At 33.7% G+C, this 18,377-nt stretch carries 20 protein-coding genes; all 20 read left to right on the forward strand.

What is annotated here, in order from left to right:
* Positions 1-22 precede the first annotated feature (22 nt).
* The 20 genes from M030_RS0119400 (at position 23) to M030_RS26090 (ending at position 18,272) form a co-directional block, all read left to right on the forward strand.
* The gene (locus M030_RS0119400) at positions 23-2,011 is read left to right on the forward strand and encodes a type IV secretory system conjugative DNA transfer family protein (protein ID WP_027374957.1); all 1,989 of its coding nucleotides are present in this window, start codon (positions 23-25) and stop codon (positions 2,009-2,011) included.
* Positions 2,012-2,027: 16 nt separating this feature from the next.
* Positions 2,028-2,885 carry a M23 family metallopeptidase gene (locus tag M030_RS24555; protein WP_002981121.1) on the forward strand — a complete coding sequence of 286 codons (858 nt, stop codon included), beginning with the start codon at positions 2,028-2,030 and terminating at the stop codon, positions 2,883-2,885.
* Positions 2,886-2,898: 13 nt separating this feature from the next.
* Entirely contained in the window at positions 2,899-3,597 is a 699-nt protein-coding gene (locus M030_RS0119410; protein WP_027374958.1) for a hypothetical protein, read from the forward strand.
* A 21-nt stretch (positions 3,598-3,618) separates the two neighbouring features.
* Positions 3,619-5,235, forward strand: coding sequence for a hypothetical protein (locus M030_RS25075; RefSeq protein ID WP_228375289.1), 1,617 nt, complete (start codon positions 3,619-3,621; stop codon positions 5,233-5,235).
* Positions 5,217-5,642: a DUF6449 domain-containing protein gene (locus M030_RS25925; protein WP_228375291.1), complete on the forward strand. Its 426-nt coding sequence runs from the start codon at positions 5,217-5,219 to the stop codon at positions 5,640-5,642. Before M030_RS25075 ends, M030_RS25925 begins: the two co-directional genes overlap by 19 nt.
* 75 nt (positions 5,643-5,717) lie before the next feature.
* Entirely contained in the window at positions 5,718-6,398 is a 681-nt protein-coding gene (locus M030_RS0119425) for a hypothetical protein (protein ID WP_002981118.1), read from the forward strand.
* A 2-nt stretch (positions 6,399-6,400) separates the two neighbouring features.
* Positions 6,401-11,509 (forward strand): Eco57I restriction-modification methylase domain-containing protein, encoded by a 5,109-nt coding sequence (locus M030_RS0119430; protein WP_027374961.1) that lies wholly within the window; start codon positions 6,401-6,403, stop codon positions 11,507-11,509.
* 143 nt (positions 11,510-11,652) lie between these two features.
* The gene (locus M030_RS0119435) at positions 11,653-11,979 is read left to right on the forward strand and encodes an ArsR/SmtB family transcription factor (protein WP_002981116.1); all 327 of its coding nucleotides are present in this window, start codon (positions 11,653-11,655) and stop codon (positions 11,977-11,979) included.
* Between the two features lie 56 nt (positions 11,980-12,035).
* On the forward strand, positions 12,036-12,509 hold the full coding sequence (locus tag M030_RS0119440; protein ID WP_002981115.1) for a DUF6428 family protein: 474 nt from the start codon (positions 12,036-12,038) through the stop codon (positions 12,507-12,509).
* 10 nt (positions 12,510-12,519) lie between these two features.
* On the forward strand, positions 12,520-13,011 hold the full coding sequence (locus tag M030_RS0119445; RefSeq protein WP_002981114.1) for a GNAT family N-acetyltransferase: 492 nt from the start codon (positions 12,520-12,522) through the stop codon (positions 13,009-13,011).
* A 26-nt stretch (positions 13,012-13,037) separates the two neighbouring features.
* Entirely contained in the window at positions 13,038-13,811 is a 774-nt protein-coding gene (locus tag M030_RS0119450; protein WP_002981113.1) for a metallophosphoesterase family protein, read from the forward strand.
* 17 nt (positions 13,812-13,828) lie between these two features.
* Positions 13,829-14,206 (forward strand): glycine cleavage system protein GcvH, encoded by a 378-nt coding sequence (gene gcvH, locus M030_RS0119455; RefSeq protein ID WP_002981112.1) that lies wholly within the window; start codon positions 13,829-13,831, stop codon positions 14,204-14,206.
* A 7-nt stretch (positions 14,207-14,213) separates the two neighbouring features.
* On the forward strand, positions 14,214-15,245 hold the full coding sequence (arsB, locus tag M030_RS0119460) for an ACR3 family arsenite efflux transporter (protein WP_002981111.1): 1,032 nt from the start codon (positions 14,214-14,216) through the stop codon (positions 15,243-15,245).
* Between the two features lie 89 nt (positions 15,246-15,334).
* Entirely contained in the window at positions 15,335-15,613 is a 279-nt protein-coding gene (locus M030_RS24565) for a hypothetical protein (protein ID WP_002981110.1), read from the forward strand.
* 263 nt (positions 15,614-15,876) lie between these two features.
* Positions 15,877-16,251: an ArsR/SmtB family transcription factor gene (locus M030_RS0119470; protein ID WP_002981109.1), complete on the forward strand. Its 375-nt coding sequence runs from the start codon at positions 15,877-15,879 to the stop codon at positions 16,249-16,251.
* Entirely contained in the window at positions 16,248-16,850 is a 603-nt protein-coding gene (gene merTP, locus M030_RS0119475) for a mercuric transport protein MerTP (protein ID WP_002981108.1), read from the forward strand. The genes M030_RS0119470 and merTP overlap by 4 nt, the downstream gene beginning before the upstream one ends.
* Positions 16,850-17,056: a GDCCVxC domain-containing (seleno)protein gene (locus M030_RS25930; protein ID WP_081457773.1), complete on the forward strand. Its 207-nt coding sequence runs from the start codon at positions 16,850-16,852 to the stop codon at positions 17,054-17,056. The genes merTP and M030_RS25930 overlap by 1 nt, the downstream gene beginning before the upstream one ends.
* Positions 17,057-17,135: 79 nt before the next feature.
* The gene (locus M030_RS0119480; RefSeq protein ID WP_002981107.1) at positions 17,136-17,474 is read left to right on the forward strand and encodes a hypothetical protein; all 339 of its coding nucleotides are present in this window, start codon (positions 17,136-17,138) and stop codon (positions 17,472-17,474) included.
* A gap of 6 nt (positions 17,475-17,480) precedes the next feature.
* On the forward strand, positions 17,481-17,888 hold the full coding sequence (locus M030_RS0119485; RefSeq protein WP_002981106.1) for a Fur family transcriptional regulator: 408 nt from the start codon (positions 17,481-17,483) through the stop codon (positions 17,886-17,888).
* 57 nt (positions 17,889-17,945) lie between these two features.
* Positions 17,946-18,272, forward strand: a complete 327-nt coding sequence (locus M030_RS26090; RefSeq protein WP_002981105.1) for a DUF6660 family protein — start codon at positions 17,946-17,948, stop codon at positions 18,270-18,272.
* Positions 18,273-18,377 lie beyond the last annotated feature (105 nt).

Consider the following 18,377-nt stretch of genomic DNA (forward strand, 5'->3'; position numbering starts at 1 on the left):
AATGAAACAATAATAAATTATTATGCAAGAGCAACAACATCAAATCAAAATCTATGGATTCCTGCAAAAGGTAGTCTATGCTGTGGTTGCATTGGATTGTGCTTCGCTGTTTTATCTGAATGCTGATGTCCCTGTAGTTTCCAACTTATTGAAGAACTTTTCAAAGATGAGCTTTATATATCCGCCCATCAATGCAAAATTTGCTACAGTGGTTTTGATTGGATTGGTTGCGGTTGGAACAAAAGCTAAGAAAAAGAAAGATCTCAATATCTATACAGAGATTGGAATTCCAATGGTTCTAGGATTATTGATGATTTTCTCATCCTTGATCTGGCAAAATGAAGCTGGAAATAGAGAGCTTCCGCATATCTTTCCGGGGCTTAATTTATACCAAATCATTTATGCCGTTCTTTCTTTTTTAGGAGCAGTCATCCTTCAGATGGGAGCAGACAGTATTTCAAAGTTAATGCAGCAAAAAATGGGAAAAGACCGATGGAATGTGGAAGAAGAGAGTTTTGACCAAAATAAGGAGCTTGTAAATAACGACACTTCGATTAATATCCCATATGTTTTCAGGTACAATAACAAAACCTATAAAGGCTACATTAATATTGATCCTTTTAGAGGTACTATTGTAATCGGAGTACCTGGCTCTGGAAAATCGTTTGGGGTAATTAATCCTTCCATTCGACAGATGATTGCCAAAGGTTTTTGCCTATGTATATACGATTTCAAGTTTCCTGACCTGGCGCAAATTGCTTATTATCATTACTTATTGAAAAAAAGTAGAGAATCAGATTACAATTACAGTTTTCATATTATCAATCTTAATGAAGTAGAAAAATCAAGAAGAGTAAATCCGTTCCATAAAAAGTACATTCAAACATTGGCTGAAGCTCAGGAAATGGCTGAATCTATGGTTTCTTCATTGCAAAAAGGAGGATCCAGCTCAGGAGGAGGTTCCGAAGCTTTTTTTACCCAGTCAGCAATTAACTTTCTTTCATCTTGTGTCTACTTTTTTGCTACGTTGGAAAATGGGAAATATTCAGATCTGCCGCATATTCTATCTTTTATGAACCGCAGTTATAAAGAGATCTTTGATACACTTTTTACCAATGAAGAGATTCTTTCCTTGCTTTCACCATTCAAAACAGCCTATGACAACAAGGCTTTTGATCAGTTGGAAGGACAAATTGGAACTTTGAAAATCTTTCTTTCCCGATTGGCAACTAAAGAGAGTTTTTGGGTATTCTCAGGAGATGAAGTTGAGCTTAAAATAACAGATAAGCAAAATCCTTCAATTCTGATTTTAGCTTCTGATCCGAGCACACAGGACATTAATTCAGCCTTATACTCTTCAATTCTTAATAGGACCTTACGCCAAATCAATTCTAAACATAATTTACCTGGTGGAATTATTGGCGATGAATTCCCAACAATATACATTCATAAAATTGACAATATAATAGCAACAGCAAGAAGTAACAAGATAGCTGTTTTATTAGGGCTTCAGGAAATTCCACAGCTTCGACAGTTTTATAAAAAGGAAGTCGCGGATACTATTTCAGCGATTGTCGGAAATGTTCTTTCCGGTTCTGTAAGAAATAAAAATACCTTGGACTGGCTTGAAAAATTGTTCGGAAAAATTAAACAAAAGTCTTACTCCCAATCTATTTCGCAGCAAGGAACATCGACCAGCATCAATGAAAAAATGGACTTTATGATTCCTGCAGGAAAAATTGCTGCACTCAAAACCGGTGAAATGGTTGGAATGATTGCGCAAGGAGAAGAGAACAGTAGTGAGGAATATAAAACTTCTGCAATAAGAGGAAAAATCAATCTTGATATGAAAGCTATCAAGGAGGAAGAACAAAACTATGTAGCTATGCCTAATTACTATTCATTCGTCGATAAAAAGGGCAATAATCGTAAAGAAGAAGTTCTGATGACCAATTTTAGAAAAATAAATAGAGAGGTGGAACTCATCGTAAACGAAAATATTAAAGATTAATACAGTGGGATTAAAAATGAAAAATATAATAACAGTGCTGTTTTTAGGTTGCTATTCGTTGGTTTTTACACAGTTCAATACACTGACTCCTAAAAAGGTTACATCCAACGAGATTCTTAAAGAACAACAAAGTTTTCAGAAGCAATCTACCTTCAAAATAGAAAAGGAGCAAAAAAGCATTATTAACAGACTTTTCAATGCTCCAACTAAAAAAAATCTGAAAAAGGAGATTGATTCTCTGAAGACATTAATGCTTCGTTACAATGTATCAAGAATTGAGGAAAGTAAGGCAGACTCAAAAATCGATAATGACTCACTCTTACAAAACTATAAAAAGCAATCAACAAATCTGGAAAATTCAAATACAGAAAAGCGTATTAAAAAGTTTGATTTCGTTAATGAAGAGGAATCTATCTCAAAAATAAGTATGCCACTTAACAATAGGATGATGGTTACTTCTCCTTTCGGATGGCGGGTTCATCCTATTTTTGGAGCTAATAAATTACACAACGGTGCAGATTTTAAAGCCAACTATGAAAATGTATATGCTGTTTTAGATGGAGTTGTAATTGCATCGGGTTGGGATTTAGGTGGAGGAGGGAATTATATTAAAATCAGGCATTCTAATTCATTTATAACCTCATATCTCCACCTTTCAGAAATGTATTACAAAGCTGGAGAATTTGTAAAAGCCGGATTCATCATTGCAAAAAGTGGGAATACCGGAAATTCTACCGGCGCGCATCTTCATTTTTCAGTGACAGAAAATGGAAAATACATTAACCCCATCCGATTTCTAAATGATCTTATTAATGCCAATAATTTAATTGCCAACTACTATGAATCACGAGCAAACTCATACAACCAACATTAAACTTCTAAACATTATGCAAAATCACAATTTACCAACGGACGAACTTAAAAACTTTGGAATTATCAATGACGATTTTACATTTTCCAAAAAGCTAAGCGAAGATGATATTCAGAAATTTCTTCAAGGATATACCATCGTTGCCGACAATGATAAGAATAGAGCCACTTTTCAGCTCACAGAAGATAATACAAAACTGAAGGTCATCTTTCTTGAACGAGATAAAAGCCTAACTAAACTTCTTGAAAATAGTAAAGAGAAAGTTCAATATACGGACATTAAAGAGCTTTCAAATGAATTTCCTTCACTTGAAAAGAAGGCTTTTGTATTCGATAGTGAAACAGGAAAAGTTGTAGAGTTTGATTTCATCAAAAATGCGACAGAGCTTACTGCTATCATTGCTGATAAAAAGGATGCGCAGGAACTTAATCGTTATAAAAACGAATTGCTAAAACTTAAAGGCTTTCTACAAGATAAAGTCGACCAATATCCTGAAATAGCAAAGGAAATCACAAACGATGTAAACATTGTTTCGAGAGAGATTGACGCTGTAAGTCACATTACTGAAACTGAAAAACAACTTTCAAAAGGAGGTGATTCAGATATTCAACTGAATGTGAATGATAGAGATATGTATGAAGATGCTAACAGAAACAGGAAGGAGCAGGAAGAACAATCTGAGGAACAGGAGAAAAGAAGAGGATTCAGAAGATAAAATCTCAAATAATTAAAAATTGTGGAGAATAAATTATCCTGGTTCGACAGAGTGATTACTCCAAAAACCAAAACTTATAAAGATTTTGAAAAAGAAATAAAAAATACAGCTCCCGAAAATTTTTTTAGAGATGGAGAAAGAAGGTTTTCCAATCAGGAAAAAAGATTTATGCAAATCTATAAATCCAGAGAAAGTCAAATGATTCAGGGATCTGCTTTTACTGTGAATTCCATTTTTAATTCAGATAGTAAAGCATTGATTAAAACAAACTTTAAAAGCTTTAGTGAAGCTGTAAGATTCCTTGATAAACAGAGAATCGATGACAGATTTTTAATAGTACAAGATAATACTTCCTTTAAAGAAGTAACTATTAGCGATGAAGCTTCAAAGCAAAAATTTCTTTCAGATTCTTGGGCAAAAGAATTGGAGAAAAGAACAGATTTAAGTTTGGGGATGACCAATACACAAATTGATGAACAACAGGCCCACCATTACCGGAATTATGAGATTGAAGCAGGAAAATTGGGAATAGAAATTAATCCACTCACTGAGGAACTTCACAAGAGCTGGGAAAATAGTAGTCAACTTGATTGGGAAGAAGACAGTTTCGAATTTGATGACCTGTTTTCAAAAGATGACTTTGATGAAAGTTTGGTTCCTGCATCTGGTCTTCCTGAAGGATGGATTTGGCGCGAGTACGATGATGGGAGCGGTTCTCTGAAAAGTCCAACTGGTAATATTTATTATAGTTATGATATACAAACCCAAGAATATAAGTCATCCTCATTTGGCAATGGTTGGACTGATATGAAAGATCTTTATGATCGACCGAAAAGTTTGAACGAATTCAAAACCTATGTGGAAAATGACCTGAAGGGAAAAGCACCTCAAAATAATCTTACCCCTAAGCTTTCTGAAGATGAAAAAAATAATCTGCTCAATTACGTACTTATTAATAAAGAAAATGAATTTATCCTAGAAAATCTGCACTTAACAGATAAGCAAAGAAAGAGTTTTTCAGAAAAAGTAGAATTTGGAACGACGGAGGGAGATTACACATTAACAAATAAACAATTAGAGAAAATTCCGGATGTACTTGACGGACATCACTTATCAAAGAATGATAAATACGCCTTGGCTTTTGGCTTATTGGAAAGACAAGGGAATGGCGAATCCTATAAATTATTACAAAATGGAGAAATTTTAAAAACTTATCTCGATGAAGATAACTTATCAATATTCAGAATATTAACAGTCAATGATATAAATTTTAACAATCAAAACCCAAATATTATGGAAAAACAACAAGACTTTGACCAAGTAAAATATCTTAAAGACCAAATGAAATATCTCGGTTTTGGAGAAGAGGAAAAACTTCACAAAGATTTAGAAAAAGGTATCAACTCAAAAAAGCAAGAGTTTGAAATTAAGACTAGCTCAGATAAAACCTTACCCGCAAATAAGGTTGATTTTATATTAAAATTCAATAAAAGTGAAAGCGGAGGTGTTTTTCTTAATTCCTACAATGCAAAATTGACTAATGACAACAGTGAGGAGATCTCTCATAATTTTCTGTTAGCCGGGATAATAGTTTTACAGCAAAAGAAGCGGTCAATCTTTTGGAGGGACGTAGCGTGAAAATTGAGTTTCTCAATCCAAAGAGTCAACAAGTCGAACCTGCTTTTGTTCAATTTAACTTCAACGAACCGAAGACCGAGAAGGGAAATTATTACTTCCAAAATTTCTACAAAAACTATGGTGTCAATACGGCTAAGATTGTTGACAAATCTAATCTCGTATTTGACAGACCTGAATGGAAAGAAAGCGCAATAAAATCTCTAGAAAAAGGGAATGTATTAAAAGTAAAATTCAAAGAGAATGATCAGGTCATAGAAGGAAAAGCAGTTCTGGATCCTCAAAATCGAAATCTTAAACTTTATGACAATGAAATGAACAGGCTTAATACTAACAAACCTTTAGAAGGCCTGGAGCAAGATAACAAGAACGATAAAGCCAATGTTAGGGAACAAAGCATCAAAAGATAAAAATTTTACTTACCATAATACCATCGGAAGCGGTAAGTCAATATGATTTGCCGCTTTTTTATAAACTCAATTGAAATGAAACTAAAATTAATATTTCTACTTAATGCAATTCTATTTACAGTAAGTTCTTGTCACAAGGAAATCGTTTCTGAAAGTGGAGGGATTGATCTTATTTCCAATGTCTATTTTGATGCTTCGAAAGGTTTGGACCAAATGGAAAGCTTTCATCTATCTAAAATAAACTATTCTCAAAATCATTTGATAGAATTGGTTCCCGATACTTCGTTTCCGGAAATTAATAAACAAACTTACTACATTAAAGATTCATTGTACTTCCAGGTAGATCCATCAGAGAATAATATCATATTTTCAGCAGTTTCTCAAAAACAAAGACCATTATCGGTTTGGGACAAAAAAGTAGGTGCTATATTTTCCAAGGATTGGATTCTCAACTACAGAAACAGAAGAAATTTGTCTGATACAGTATTATTCAAAAAAAAATTTAAACGCTTTGAAATCAACTCTCCTTGGAATTATACGCGTTTTTACATTTATCCTACAGATACTATTTTACCATATTCCTTTTACAGACACGCCGAAAAAGACTACCATGGTAGACTGGAGCGCATTGATTCTTATAATAAGAAGAGCGACATTTTCGTAACCCTTCAGCTGCTACCCAGAAAAAAATGGGATGATCAGGCAAAAGAATTATTTGAGTTCAACAACTTCGTAACAAGCAGAAAAAACAATTGAGTATGTCATTGGATTCTTCAAATTTTAAAGATGATATTTCTGTTATCAATGGAAGCAAGAATGAGCTTGTTGTATTTGAAAAGGAAACTGATACGCTCTCATTTCTCGAATTATTGAAGTTGAATAATCAAAACAATAACAGAACTCTTGTTACACTTAATTCTGCGAGTAATACTAATAAATTTCTCAACCGATTTAAAGATTTTGATGGGAAAATATTTTTATGTTTGGAAGCAAGCAGAATAGGGGATGCTGCAACGCTTAAAATTTTAATGGAATTGAAGCTGAAGAATAAGAATATTAAAGATATCCGAAGTATGTATGAGGTATCCCAAACCGCAAATAAGAATCTGAATGAATATCTACAAAACAAATTAAATCTTCAGAATAAAAATATTAATTTAGTTGAACCAAAAAAATCAGAGGATGCAGAAGTTATCATTAGACCAACAAGAATTTCCGACACTCAGCACTTGGGATCCAAATTTTCTGAACGAAATTCTGGAGAGTCTCTCCAAAGAAGCCAATCCGAACAAAACGGAGATTACTCAGGAGGACAAACTTTGGGCAGCAACGATGCTGGAAATGGACTTGAAAAGTCAGAACGGAACGATCTTGGAAACACAGGAAGAGAATCCATTGACAGAGCACAACCTGAAAATGTTGAAGAAAATGAAGACAGAAAACATTCCTTGGACGGAATCCTATCCGGGAGAATTGTATCCGATAGAATCGAAAGAAGAGTAGATGATTCCAAAAATATTGAGGAATTAAATTCTCTTATTTCAAAATATAAAGGTCAAAAACTGACCAATGAACAAGTTGCAGAAGTAGTTTCTGCAGCTTGTTTTGTTTCCGAGGATAGAAAAATTACTTTACATCCAAATGTTGAGATTTCTGACGATGTAAAAAATATTTGCAATCAATACAAAAGTGGTGGTACTGCGAAGGAAGGGCGTGGAATCCTTGATGAATATTACACGGATTCAAAGATTGTGGAGGCAATTCGCAATCTTATAAAAGACCAATTCAAAAATCAAAAAGAGATTTCAGCTCTAGAGCCAAGCGTAGGAACCGGAAGTTTTCTTTATGCTATAAAAGATCTCTCTGTAAAAATAAATGTTACAGCTTTTGAAATCAATGATACTACAGCTAAAATTGCCAAAATTTTCCATCCTGAAGCTGACATCAATCTGCGCTCGTTTGAAACTGAATTTATTAATGAAAAAGGTCAAAAAACTGACGCAAATGACTATAATGAAAAGTATGACTTGGTTATTGGGAATCCGCCTTATGGAGAACATCGAGGTCTATACAAAGGATTAGGGGAAGAACCCAAAATTAGTAAGTACGAAGATTATTTTTTCAAACGTTCTTTAGATTCTTTGAAATTAAATGGTGTTTTGGCAATGGTACTTCCTTCAGGTTGGCTGAACAGGCAGAAGAAATTAGAAAATGTAGAGATTATGAAAGCCTACAGATTACCTTCAGGGGCTTTTGCCGGAACTCAGATCGAAACTGACATTATTATCCTTAAAAAATCATCGGTAAAAATCACTCAGGATATATCTGATTATTTTGAAAAGAACCCAGAAAATATCTTAGGAGAAATTCGGAAAAAAAGCAATCGTTTTGGGAGAATGGAGCAATATGTCCACGGCAATTTGGATAATGCTTTACATATTCTGCACCGGCTTCAAAACAAAAATGAGACAGAAAGAATTGGAAATCTGTTTGAAGATTTTATTCCAGAGAATACTGAACCGGAAAACAAAAATACAGTCAATGATAAAACGGAAATAGATAATGAAACCGAAAGCGGAGTAGCACTGAATGATGTTACAGACAAAATCACTGAAGTTCTTTCATCCTTAAAGGAAATCAAATTTAAATCTCCGGCTATTGTCAAAGAAATTGAGAAATATTCCAAGCTCAAAGAACAGATAGAAAAAGATGCTCAATCTTTTAATTCCAAAGAGCTAAAGGAGGTTTTTGATAAATCCGAAAAAATAATTCAAACTCAAAAAAGGAAAGACTCAGAATATAGAACTCAGACAAAACCGGAAATCAAAAAAGGGGTTTTAAAATATCTGTTTTTCAAATCTGATGAAGTTCTAAATACTTCTCTTCAAAATAGCAGTTCAATTTCCAAAGAACAAATTGATGCTTTTCGTGATACCAATTATGACGGGACTTTGAATAATTATGGTAAACACTATCAATTTGCCAATTTTATTGATGGAAAGTGGATGCACGATTTTTATTATGCAGAAGGAAATATTTATGCAAAGCTGGAGCAGTTAGAAAAAGATTTTGCTGATAAGTATGCTGTTGGCGGAACAGAAGATCAGTATGATAAGCAAATGAATCTGCTTCTTAGTGTTGTACCAATTCCTAAATCTTTGGATGACATATCCATTAGTCCCAATCACGAATTTGTACACAAGTTTGCACTTGGTCAAGTAGAAAAAGAGAAATATAACCCAAATTCAAAACTGGTCGAAACTGTAATTGTAGATTACAATCTTGCAGAAAAGTTTAAAGATTTTGTAGGAGATTTATCAAGTGATGCGTTTGCAGGTTCTTCAGCTTGGGAGGTCAAAAGTTTCGTAGATAATGAAACAGTTACTGGAAGTGACAAGGAACGAAATGCTTTGGTCCGTGAAAGACGTAAAGCTGCAGCTAATGATCTGTTTCAAAAATTCATTCGTGAAGAATTATCTGATGAATTGAGAGAACGTTTTGTAAAAGAATTTAATAGAAACTTCAATAGCATTTACGTTCCGGATTATTCCAAATTCCCATTGTTTTCGAAAATCTATCAGAATTTTAAAGGAAAAGAACTTAGATTGACTGAAGTTCAAAAAGCGGGAATCGGAAGATTAACAACAAAGGGAGTTGGGTTGCTTGCTCACGAAGTTGGTTTTGGAAAAACACTTTCTGGAATATTGTCAATGCACGAAGCGATGGAGCGTGGAAACGCTAAAAGACCTTTGATTGTTGTACCCAACGACAGTATTTTAAAACAATGGATAGAAACAATTTTTGAAACTGTTCCGAAGGCAAAACTAAATGTGCTGGGCAATCTTGGAAAGGATTATGATCTTTCCAAATTTGATAACAGAGATGGAGAAATCACAATCGTTACTTATGAAGGTTTTAACAATATTGGTTTTTCAGAAAATATTACTCAAGATTTAGCCGCAAAGTTTTCGTACATCTCAGAGAGTGAACTAAGAAGTGTGAACTCCATCAGCGAGCGAGATTTTCAGATAGAATTAGAAAAAGAGAGGGAGCTGGAGGGCAAAATGAAACGTGGAAAAATCCACGACTGGGAAGATTTTGGTTTTGATCATCTAACTTTTGATGAAGTTCACAACGCCAATCATATTGTGGGAAAAGTAAGAATTGAGGATCGAAGATTTGCATCCGATTTTAGAAGCCAAAATCAACAGACTTCCAAACTTGGGATCAATACTTGGATGGCTTCGCAATATATACAGGATAAATACAATGGCAGAAATGTTACGTTACTTTCAGCTACGCCTTTTACCAATAAGCCTCTGGAGTATTATTCAATTCTTTCATTGATTGCCAATAAGAGGTTGGAAGAATCTGGCTACTTTAATGTCAACAACTTCTTTGAAACCTTTATGGAGGCGGATACTGATATGGAAATTGATGCTATAGGAGATGTAAAGTTCAAGGCCAATGTTCGGAGGTTTAAAAATAATTCTTTGTTTCAACAGCTTTTGTCTGAGTTTATTGATATAAAAGGAGAAGATGATAACCCTGAACTGATTCGTCCTACGAAAATCAATAAAGAGTATAAAATTGAGCAGAATGATTTAACTCAAGAACAGTATGATTTACTGAAAGAAAATTTTGAAGAAACTCAAAAGGGAGCAATTTTAACTCACATACTAAATGCGAGGCTTATTGCAATTTCACCATATCTGTCACCATATTATGATGGAGAATTACCTTCAGTAAAAGAATTTATTGAAAATTCTCCAAAGCTTATTGATACAATGAATCTGATACGGCAGAATAGAAATGATATTCCCGATGCAGGCCAGATCATTTATTCTGAGTTAGCAGTTTCAGAGTTCCCTAAAATTAAGGAGTATCTTGTAATAGAAGTTGGTTATAAACCAGAAGAAGTGGGTGTCATTACAGGAGCAACGAGCAAACCAAACAGATTGAAAATTCAGGATGATTTTAATTCCGGAAAAATTAAAATCATCATTGGCAGTGAAGCCATTCAGGAAGGAATGAACCTTCAGGAAAATACGACCGATCTGTATATGCTTTCTCTTCCCTATAATTTTACAACCTTGAGACAAGTTGAAGGTCGTGCTTGGAGACAGGGCAACAAGTTTGAAAACGTGAGAATCAATTTTATGCTCACTAATGATAGTATCGATGTGTTTATGCTACAAAAGTTACAGTCTAAACAAGCAAGATATTTAGAAGCGATGAAGAAAGGAGCGAATGTATTAGATATTTCTGACATAAGTACCCAAGAACTCAAGACCTCTATTATTACTGATCCGGAAACGAGAGCAAATATTGAAATAGAACTCTTAAAGAAGAAAATTGAAATTGAAAAAAATAAACATCTTGCAGACATTGCATTTGTACTCAGAAAACACAATGACTTCCTAAAAGTAAAGGAGATGGTCACCAAAGCTGAAGAGTCATATAACAGAATCTTAGGTTATTCTAAAAATGTTGATGGAAATACTGATTACTGGAAAAATCAACTTCCATCTTATCAGAAAACGATTGACTTGGCTAAAGCTGAAGTTCAAAAAACAGTAGAATTATTAGCTGAAAAAGGAGTTAATGTTGCAGAAATAGAAGTTCAATCCAAAAGTACAGAAGATAAAATTGTAGAGTTTGATAAGAAACTTGAAAATCTTCCTGAAATTAGAAGTAAATTGGTAATTCAATACAAAATTGAAAAAGAGGAACAAATGAAAATTAATAAGCATAGAGACTATGTAAGAGAAAGAACCATTGATAATCGTATTTTGTATAATAGTTTCTTAGCAGTAAGCTCCAATAATAATGTTGAAAAGGTTTCTGTCATAAACAGAAAGAGGTAAAGAAACCTTTAAAATTCTATGATTATCATAACATATTAATTATCTATAAAATTAGGCTCAACTTAAAATCAATAAAAAATTAAATGATTTTTATTTTGTATTTCAAAAGTACATCGTAATATTGCAATATAAAATAATGAAATATGGGGGCAACTAAGACTGAGCATTTTACGGACAAACAAAACCAAATTGCAACAATTGCAAAAGCATTAGGACATCCTGCGCGAATAGCAATTATCGAGTATTTGATGAAAGTCAATGAGTGCATCTGTGGAGATATCGTGAACGAATTGCCTTTAGCCCAACCAACAGTTTCTCAGCATTTAAAAGAATTGAAAAACGCAGGAATTATAAAAGGTAACATTTCTGGAAACGCTATCTGCTATTGTATAGACGAAAAGACAATAGAAATTCTAAACACTTATTTTTCAGCTATAGTACAAACTGTGACCAAATCAAAATGCTGTTAAGTATTTTTTTACCTTAATATATCGCAATATTGCATTTAAGCTATAAAGATTCAATTATGAAATTATCAGAAGTAAAACAAATTTTGCCAACATTAGAAAATGTTGAATTTCAATTAGAAAATGGAACTTTTGTTCCGGAACATTTTCACGTTACAGAAGTAGGAATGATTAATAAAAACTTCATTGATTGTGGCAGTGTCATTCGTTCAGAGAAGGTTGTGAATTTTCAACTTTGGAATGCAGACGATTTTGAACATCGTTTAAAGCCTAACAAGTTACTCAACATTATCAAACTCTCTGAGGATAAATTGGGAATCGAGGATTTTGATATTGAAGTTGAGTATCAAAGTGATACTATTGGAAAATACGATTTAGAATTTAATGGGAAAACATTTATTCTAAAAAGTAAGACTACTGCTTGTTTAGCACAAGACGCTTGTGGAATCCCATCAGAAAAAGAAAAAAATAATCTAATTGAACTTGGTGTAAATCAAAACAATTCTTGTCCGCCAAATTCTGGATGTTGCTAATTCAATTTCTATGAAAATAAAGCCGATTACCAAAGACAATTTTTCAGAACTGGTAGAAATCTATAGTCAGGGATTAGCGACTAATATCGCTACTTTTCAAAATGATTTGCCCCTATGGCAAGATTGGGATAAAGGACACCTTGATTTTTGCAGGATTAGTATATATGAAAATAACGAAATGCTTGGTTGGACTGCATTATCTCCTGTCTCCAACAGATGTGTTTATTCGGGTTTAGCAGAAGTAAGTATTTATGTTGCAACAATTGCAAGAGGAAAAGGGATTGGTGAAATGTTGTTGAATGAATTGATTAAGCAGAGTGAGTTAAATGAAATATGGACATTACAATCTGGGATATTTGCAGAAAACAGAGGTAGTATAAAATTGCACGAGAAATGTGGTTTTAGAATAGTTGGCTACAGAGAAAAAATTGGAAAGAAGAATGGGGTTTGGAAAGACAATATATTAATGGAGTACAGAAGTAAGATTGTCGGAATCGATTAAAAATTAAAATTATAAAATCAATAAAAATGAAAATTGCATTATTCAGCGACATTCACGCTAATCTCCCAGCATTAGAAGCATTCTTTGCAGATGTTGAAAAAAGAAATCCCGACAGCATTTATTGCTTGGGAGATTTAGTAGGTTACAATATCTGGCCAAACGAAGTGGTCAATGAAATTCGTAAAAGAAAAATACCAACTATTGCAGGCAACTACGATTTTGGCATTGGGAGAATGAGCAATGAATGTGGTTGCGCCTACAAAACGGAGGCTGAGAAGGACAACGGAAACATTTCTATATCTTTTACCAATTCATTGATGAGAGATGATGAGAGGGCTTACCTGCGCACACTTCCAGCACATATAAAAGTAGAATTCAAATTGAACGAAGATAAACTAAACCTGCTTTTGGTACACGGGAGTCCGAGAAAAATAAACGAATATCTCTTCGAAGACCGTGAGGAAAAAAGTATGCTTCGTATTATGGAACAAGCCGATGCCGACATTATGTGTTTCGGACATACGCACAAGCCCTATCACAGAGTTTTAAATTCGGGTGTTGATGGTGAAAATCATTTCCGCCACGCAGTGAATATCGGTTCCGTTGGTAAGCCAAAAGACAACGATATAAGAGGTGGTTATGCGATGTTGACAATTAATGAAAACAGTTCTGTTTTGAACAAAGAAAGCATCAGTGTAGAATTTATCCGTTTCGACTATGACTTTGAAAAAGCTGCAAAGGCTGTGGAAGACAGCCCTCTTCCAAACGAGTACGCAGAGAATCTAAGACGTGGCTATTAATCTAAAAAATCTAAAAAATGGAATTTCCAAATGATTTAAAATATTCAAAAGAACATACGTGGATAAGCATACAGGACAACACAGGTACAATAGGTATCACAGAATTTGCACAAAGTGAATTGGGCGAAATCGTATATGCAAATTTACCAAACATTGGATATAGTTTTCAGCAGGACGAAGTATTCGGTTCTGTTGAAGCGGTTAAAACGGTCAGTGATTTATTTATGCCAGTATCGGGTAAAATCATTGAAACGAACCAACTCTTATTAGAAGAGCCAACACTAATCAATTCAGAATCTTTTGGAAACGGTTGGCTGATAAAAATTGAAATCAAAGATATTACAGAATTAGAAAAATTATTGACATCAAACCAATATAGAGAACTTACAAATTAGACACACAATGCAGCCAAAACTAAAATTTCTTGACCGTTACCTAACCTTATGGATATTCCTTGCAATGGCAATAGGTATAGGTTTAGGACATTTCTTTCCGGGAATATCAAAAATTACAAATACTTTATCCATTGGAACTACAAATATTCCATTGGCTATAGGTTTAATATTAATGATGTACCCACCATTGGCAAAGGTTGATTATTCATTATTGCCCCAAGCATTTAAGGATAAAAAAGTAATCGGTCTGTCATTATTGCTGAATTGGGTCATTGGTACTTTATTGATGTTCGGATTAGCCGTTTTGTTTTTACGCAATGAACCCGATTATATGACAGGGTTAATACTGATAGGTTTGGCAAGATGTATAGCAATGGTAATCGTATGGACCGATTTAGCTAAAGCAAACAGAGAATATACAGCTATGTTGGTTGCGTTAAACAGCATCTTCCAGGTACTTTCTTACAGTTTCTTAGTTTGGTTATTTATCAATGTTTTACCTTCAAAATTAGGATTAGCTAATTTCAATGTAAGCGTATCAATGAAAGATGTTACAGAAAGCGTATTGATATACTTAGGTATTCCATTCTTAGCAGGATTCGTTAGCCGTTACTTCCTTATTAAATCAAAAGGTACAGAATGGTATAATCGAAAATTTGTACCCAAAATATCGCCCATTACATTGTACGCTTTACTGTTTACGATAGTTTTAATGTTCAGCCTGAAAGGTGATAAAATATTAGAGTTGCCAATGGATGTAGTAAAAGTAGCCATACCATTAATCATCTATTTTGTACTGATGTTTTTTGTCAGCTTCTTTATCAATAAATCTCTAAAAGTACCTTACGACAAAAACGCATCCATCGCATTTACAGCAACAGGAAACAACTTTGAATTGGCAATCGCTGTTGCTATAGCAGTTTTCGGTATTCATTCCCCACAGGCATTTGTAGGCGTTATTGGACCTTTAGTAGAAGTTCCGGTACTGATACTTTTAGTACGTGCAAGTTTGTGGTTGAAGAAAAAATATTACAGTTAGAAATAAGTAATAGAAGTTATGAAACGACAATAGGATTTCAACCGATGTGCAAAAAATATAGGGTTCAATAATTAAAACAAGCGTACAAAATGATAGAACTAATTAAACCCATTCCCGCATTTCTTGTACGGAAAATTAATAAGGCAGTTAAGTTTTATAAAGCTCGATTTGGTTTTGAATGCAGACATCAGGAAGAAACTTTTGCAATATTAGTTAGGGGTGGTATAGAGCTGCATTTGTGGGCTTCCTGTAATTACAGTTGGAAATGGAAAAGTGTTTTTTTATTTCTAAAACCGATTAGTAGCGGAGCAGAAAGTTTTTTGGCAGGTACACACAGTTGCAGGATTGAAGTAAAAGGCATTGACTAACTGTATAAAGAACTAAAAGAAAAAGAAGTTTTACACAAAAACGAAAATAAAAAGCACATATTATGGTACAAGAGAATTTGCAACATTAGACTTGTATAGGAATTTGATAACTTTTTATGAGGATATGATATAGCGTGAAAAATAATTATAGAAAGAGTTAGTGTATAAAAGAGCCTTGTTAAAACTGTAAAGAACAAGACAATGAAAGTTAAATTGTTTATTTAAGCAAACGCTAAAATAAACAAATTAGCTATATTTGCACCATGGATAGTATTTCTTGCATTAGACAACAGGCAGACATTAAACAAATCAATCGCTGTAAAGAACGAGTTTCGGAACTCCAAGGTTCGTTTGACTATTTATCTAACGGACTGGAATTGGCGGGAAACAATGTAAGACTGAAAATCCTGTTTCTTATTTATGAAGAACGAAAACTTTGCGTTTGTGATTTAAGCGATATTCTCGGTATGACAATTTCTGCAATTTCTCAACATTTACGAAAACTCAAAGACCGTAAACTAATTGAAACTGAAAGAAAAGCACAAACTATTTTTTATTCATTAACAAAAGAGTATGAAAAAATGCTGACCCCATTTTTTGAAATACTTAATGATAATAAAATTTTAGAAACTATATGAAAACGGACAACAAACTAATCGGTACTGGTCTTTTTACGGCAATTGCTGCTTCATTATGTTGCATTACACCTGTTTTGGCTCTCATAGTAGGAACAAGCGGGGTTGCTTCAACATTTTCTTGGCTCGAACCTTTCCGACCATATTTTATTGGCTTGACAATTTTAGTGCTTGGTTTTACTTGGTTTCAAAAGTTGAAACCCAAAAAGCAAATTGACTGTAAATGTAAAATAACTGAAAAACCCAATTTTATGCAAACAAAATCATTTTTAGGAATTATTACCGTTATGGCGGCTTTACTTTTATCATTTCCAATTTACGCTCACATCTTTTTTCCAAAGCCCGAAAACAAAACAATTATTACCCAAAGTTCCAAAATTCAGAAAGTTGAGTTTACAATTAAAGGAATGACTTGTTCAGGTTGTGAACATCATATTAAAACAGAGATTAGCAAACTAAAAGGAATTATCGAAGTTGTCGTTTCCTATGAGAAAAGCAACGCTATTGTCAAGTTTGATAATAAGCAAACCAGTATTGCTGAAATCGAAAAAGCTATCAATTCGACAGGTTATAAATCACTAAAAAGTAAAGTTATATCATAATGGAAATTAAATTACAATCAATAATAACTTGCCCAAAATGTGGGCACAAAAAAGAGGAAACAATGCCAACTGATACTTGTCAGTATTTTTATGAATGTAAAAATTGCAAAACAAGGTTAAAACCACTACAAGGCGACTGCTGTGTGTATTGTAGTTATGCCAGTGTTCCTTGTCCACCAATACAAAAAGAAAAAAAATGTTGCTAAATAGAACGCATTTTATATAAATCACATAAAAAATCGGTAGGTTTTACTAATTATTTTTAAACAATTGTAAGAATAACTTATGGCATCAACAGAAAAAACATTATCAGAGGTAATTGAAATATTAAGACTAAGAGGTTATACTGAAGATTTTAACCTATTGGAAGAAAATATCTCATATAAAACAGGAGGTGAAAAGGTCAATTTAAGTGACATAGTTATTGATAAAATTTATCGTTTTACAGGGCTGAATGACTTGGAAGATGAAGCTATCTTGTATGCAATGAGAAACCAAAAAGACGGAGCAAAAGGTATTTTCGTAAATGGCTATGGCACGTACTCCGACAGTGTAGCAAATAGCATCATAGAGCAAATAGCAGTTAACGAAGATGATAACAATGATTGGACAAAAGAAATTTGAATTAGAATGACAGAATTAGAAAAAATTTTAAACCAAAAAGGCATAAAGCCTACCGCTATGCGTTTGTTGGTGGTAGAAAAGCTATTAAAACAACAATACGCAGTAAGCCATAAAGAGCTGGCAGAACAGTTTGAGAAAGCAGATAGTGTTACCTTATTCAGAACACTCAAAATATTTCTGGAACACAAACTCATCCACACCATTGATGATGGAAGTGGAGTTGTAAAATACGCACTATGTCAATCTGGATGTAATTGCAATTTATCAGAACTACACACACATTTTTATTGCACCGACTGCAAACATACCTTTTGTCTTACGGAAACTGAAATTCCAAACATCAAAATTCCTCAAAACTTTAAATTAGAAGGAGCTAATTTGGTTCTCAAGGGGAAATGCTCAAGCTGTAGTTAATACACCTTTAAACTTTGCAATTCAATTGCACTAATTATATTTTACATTTGTAGTCTGATGAAAATATTTGTAATCCTATTCAGTATATACTTTATGGCATTATCGGTAATGCCGTGTACTGATGCGTGCGATATTAGCATAAACAATACTACAAAATCAGAATTTATACAAGCGGGTGATGGTCAAGAAAATAGCATTGACGTATGTAGCCCTTTTTGCTCCTGTGCCACTTGTCACACTGTTGCTGTTTTTACATTTCAAACTTTCAAAATAGGCGAAGCTAAGTCTAGTTTCGACAAAATACAAAAATTCCCACTTTGGGATTTCGGGTTCAATTCCAACTACCACGGAAATATTTGGCAGCCGCCAAAGATTAATGCCTAAATTTTTAGCGACTGTATTTTATTGTCGGTGTATGGGCATCCATTCACTATTAAATAACGTACCCCCTCAGTCGAGCATTTAGCTATTCATTTCACATATATGGAG

The sequence above is a fragment of the Chryseobacterium sp. UNC8MFCol genome (assembly GCF_000482305.1).
GTDB classification, from domain to species: domain Bacteria; phylum Bacteroidota; class Bacteroidia; order Flavobacteriales; family Weeksellaceae; genus Chryseobacterium; species Chryseobacterium indologenes.

Coding starts and splice junctions, on each gene's coding strand:
- M030_RS0119450 (WP_002981113.1), top strand. CDS start 13,038: ATGAAAATTGCATTATTCAGCGACATTCACGCTAATCTCCCAGCATTA.
- M030_RS24565 (WP_002981110.1), top strand. CDS start 15,335: ATGATAGAACTAATTAAACCCATTCCCGCATTTCTTGTACGGAAAATT.
- M030_RS0119440 (WP_002981115.1), top strand. CDS start 12,036: ATGAAATTATCAGAAGTAAAACAAATTTTGCCAACATTAGAAAATGTT.
- M030_RS25930 (WP_081457773.1), top strand. CDS start 16,850: ATGGAAATTAAATTACAATCAATAATAACTTGCCCAAAATGTGGGCAC.
- M030_RS0119435 (WP_002981116.1), top strand. CDS start 11,653: ATGGGGGCAACTAAGACTGAGCATTTTACGGACAAACAAAACCAAATT.
- M030_RS0119400 (WP_027374957.1), top strand. CDS start 23: ATGCAAGAGCAACAACATCAAATCAAAATCTATGGATTCCTGCAAAAG.
- M030_RS0119470 (WP_002981109.1), top strand. CDS start 15,877: ATGGATAGTATTTCTTGCATTAGACAACAGGCAGACATTAAACAAATC.
- M030_RS0119425 (WP_002981118.1), top strand. CDS start 5,718: ATGAAACTAAAATTAATATTTCTACTTAATGCAATTCTATTTACAGTA.
- gcvH (WP_002981112.1), top strand. CDS start 13,829: ATGGAATTTCCAAATGATTTAAAATATTCAAAAGAACATACGTGGATA.
- M030_RS0119480 (WP_002981107.1), top strand. CDS start 17,136: ATGGCATCAACAGAAAAAACATTATCAGAGGTAATTGAAATATTAAGA.
- M030_RS26090 (WP_002981105.1), top strand. CDS start 17,946: ATGAAAATATTTGTAATCCTATTCAGTATATACTTTATGGCATTATCG.
- M030_RS0119445 (WP_002981114.1), top strand. CDS start 12,520: ATGAAAATAAAGCCGATTACCAAAGACAATTTTTCAGAACTGGTAGAA.
- M030_RS24555 (WP_002981121.1), top strand. CDS start 2,028: ATGAAAAATATAATAACAGTGCTGTTTTTAGGTTGCTATTCGTTGGTT.
- M030_RS0119410 (WP_027374958.1), top strand. CDS start 2,899: ATGCAAAATCACAATTTACCAACGGACGAACTTAAAAACTTTGGAATT.
- arsB (WP_002981111.1), top strand. CDS start 14,214: ATGCAGCCAAAACTAAAATTTCTTGACCGTTACCTAACCTTATGGATA.
- M030_RS0119485 (WP_002981106.1), top strand. CDS start 17,481: ATGACAGAATTAGAAAAAATTTTAAACCAAAAAGGCATAAAGCCTACC.
- M030_RS0119430 (WP_027374961.1), top strand. CDS start 6,401: ATGTCATTGGATTCTTCAAATTTTAAAGATGATATTTCTGTTATCAAT.
- merTP (WP_002981108.1), top strand. CDS start 16,248: ATGAAAACGGACAACAAACTAATCGGTACTGGTCTTTTTACGGCAATT.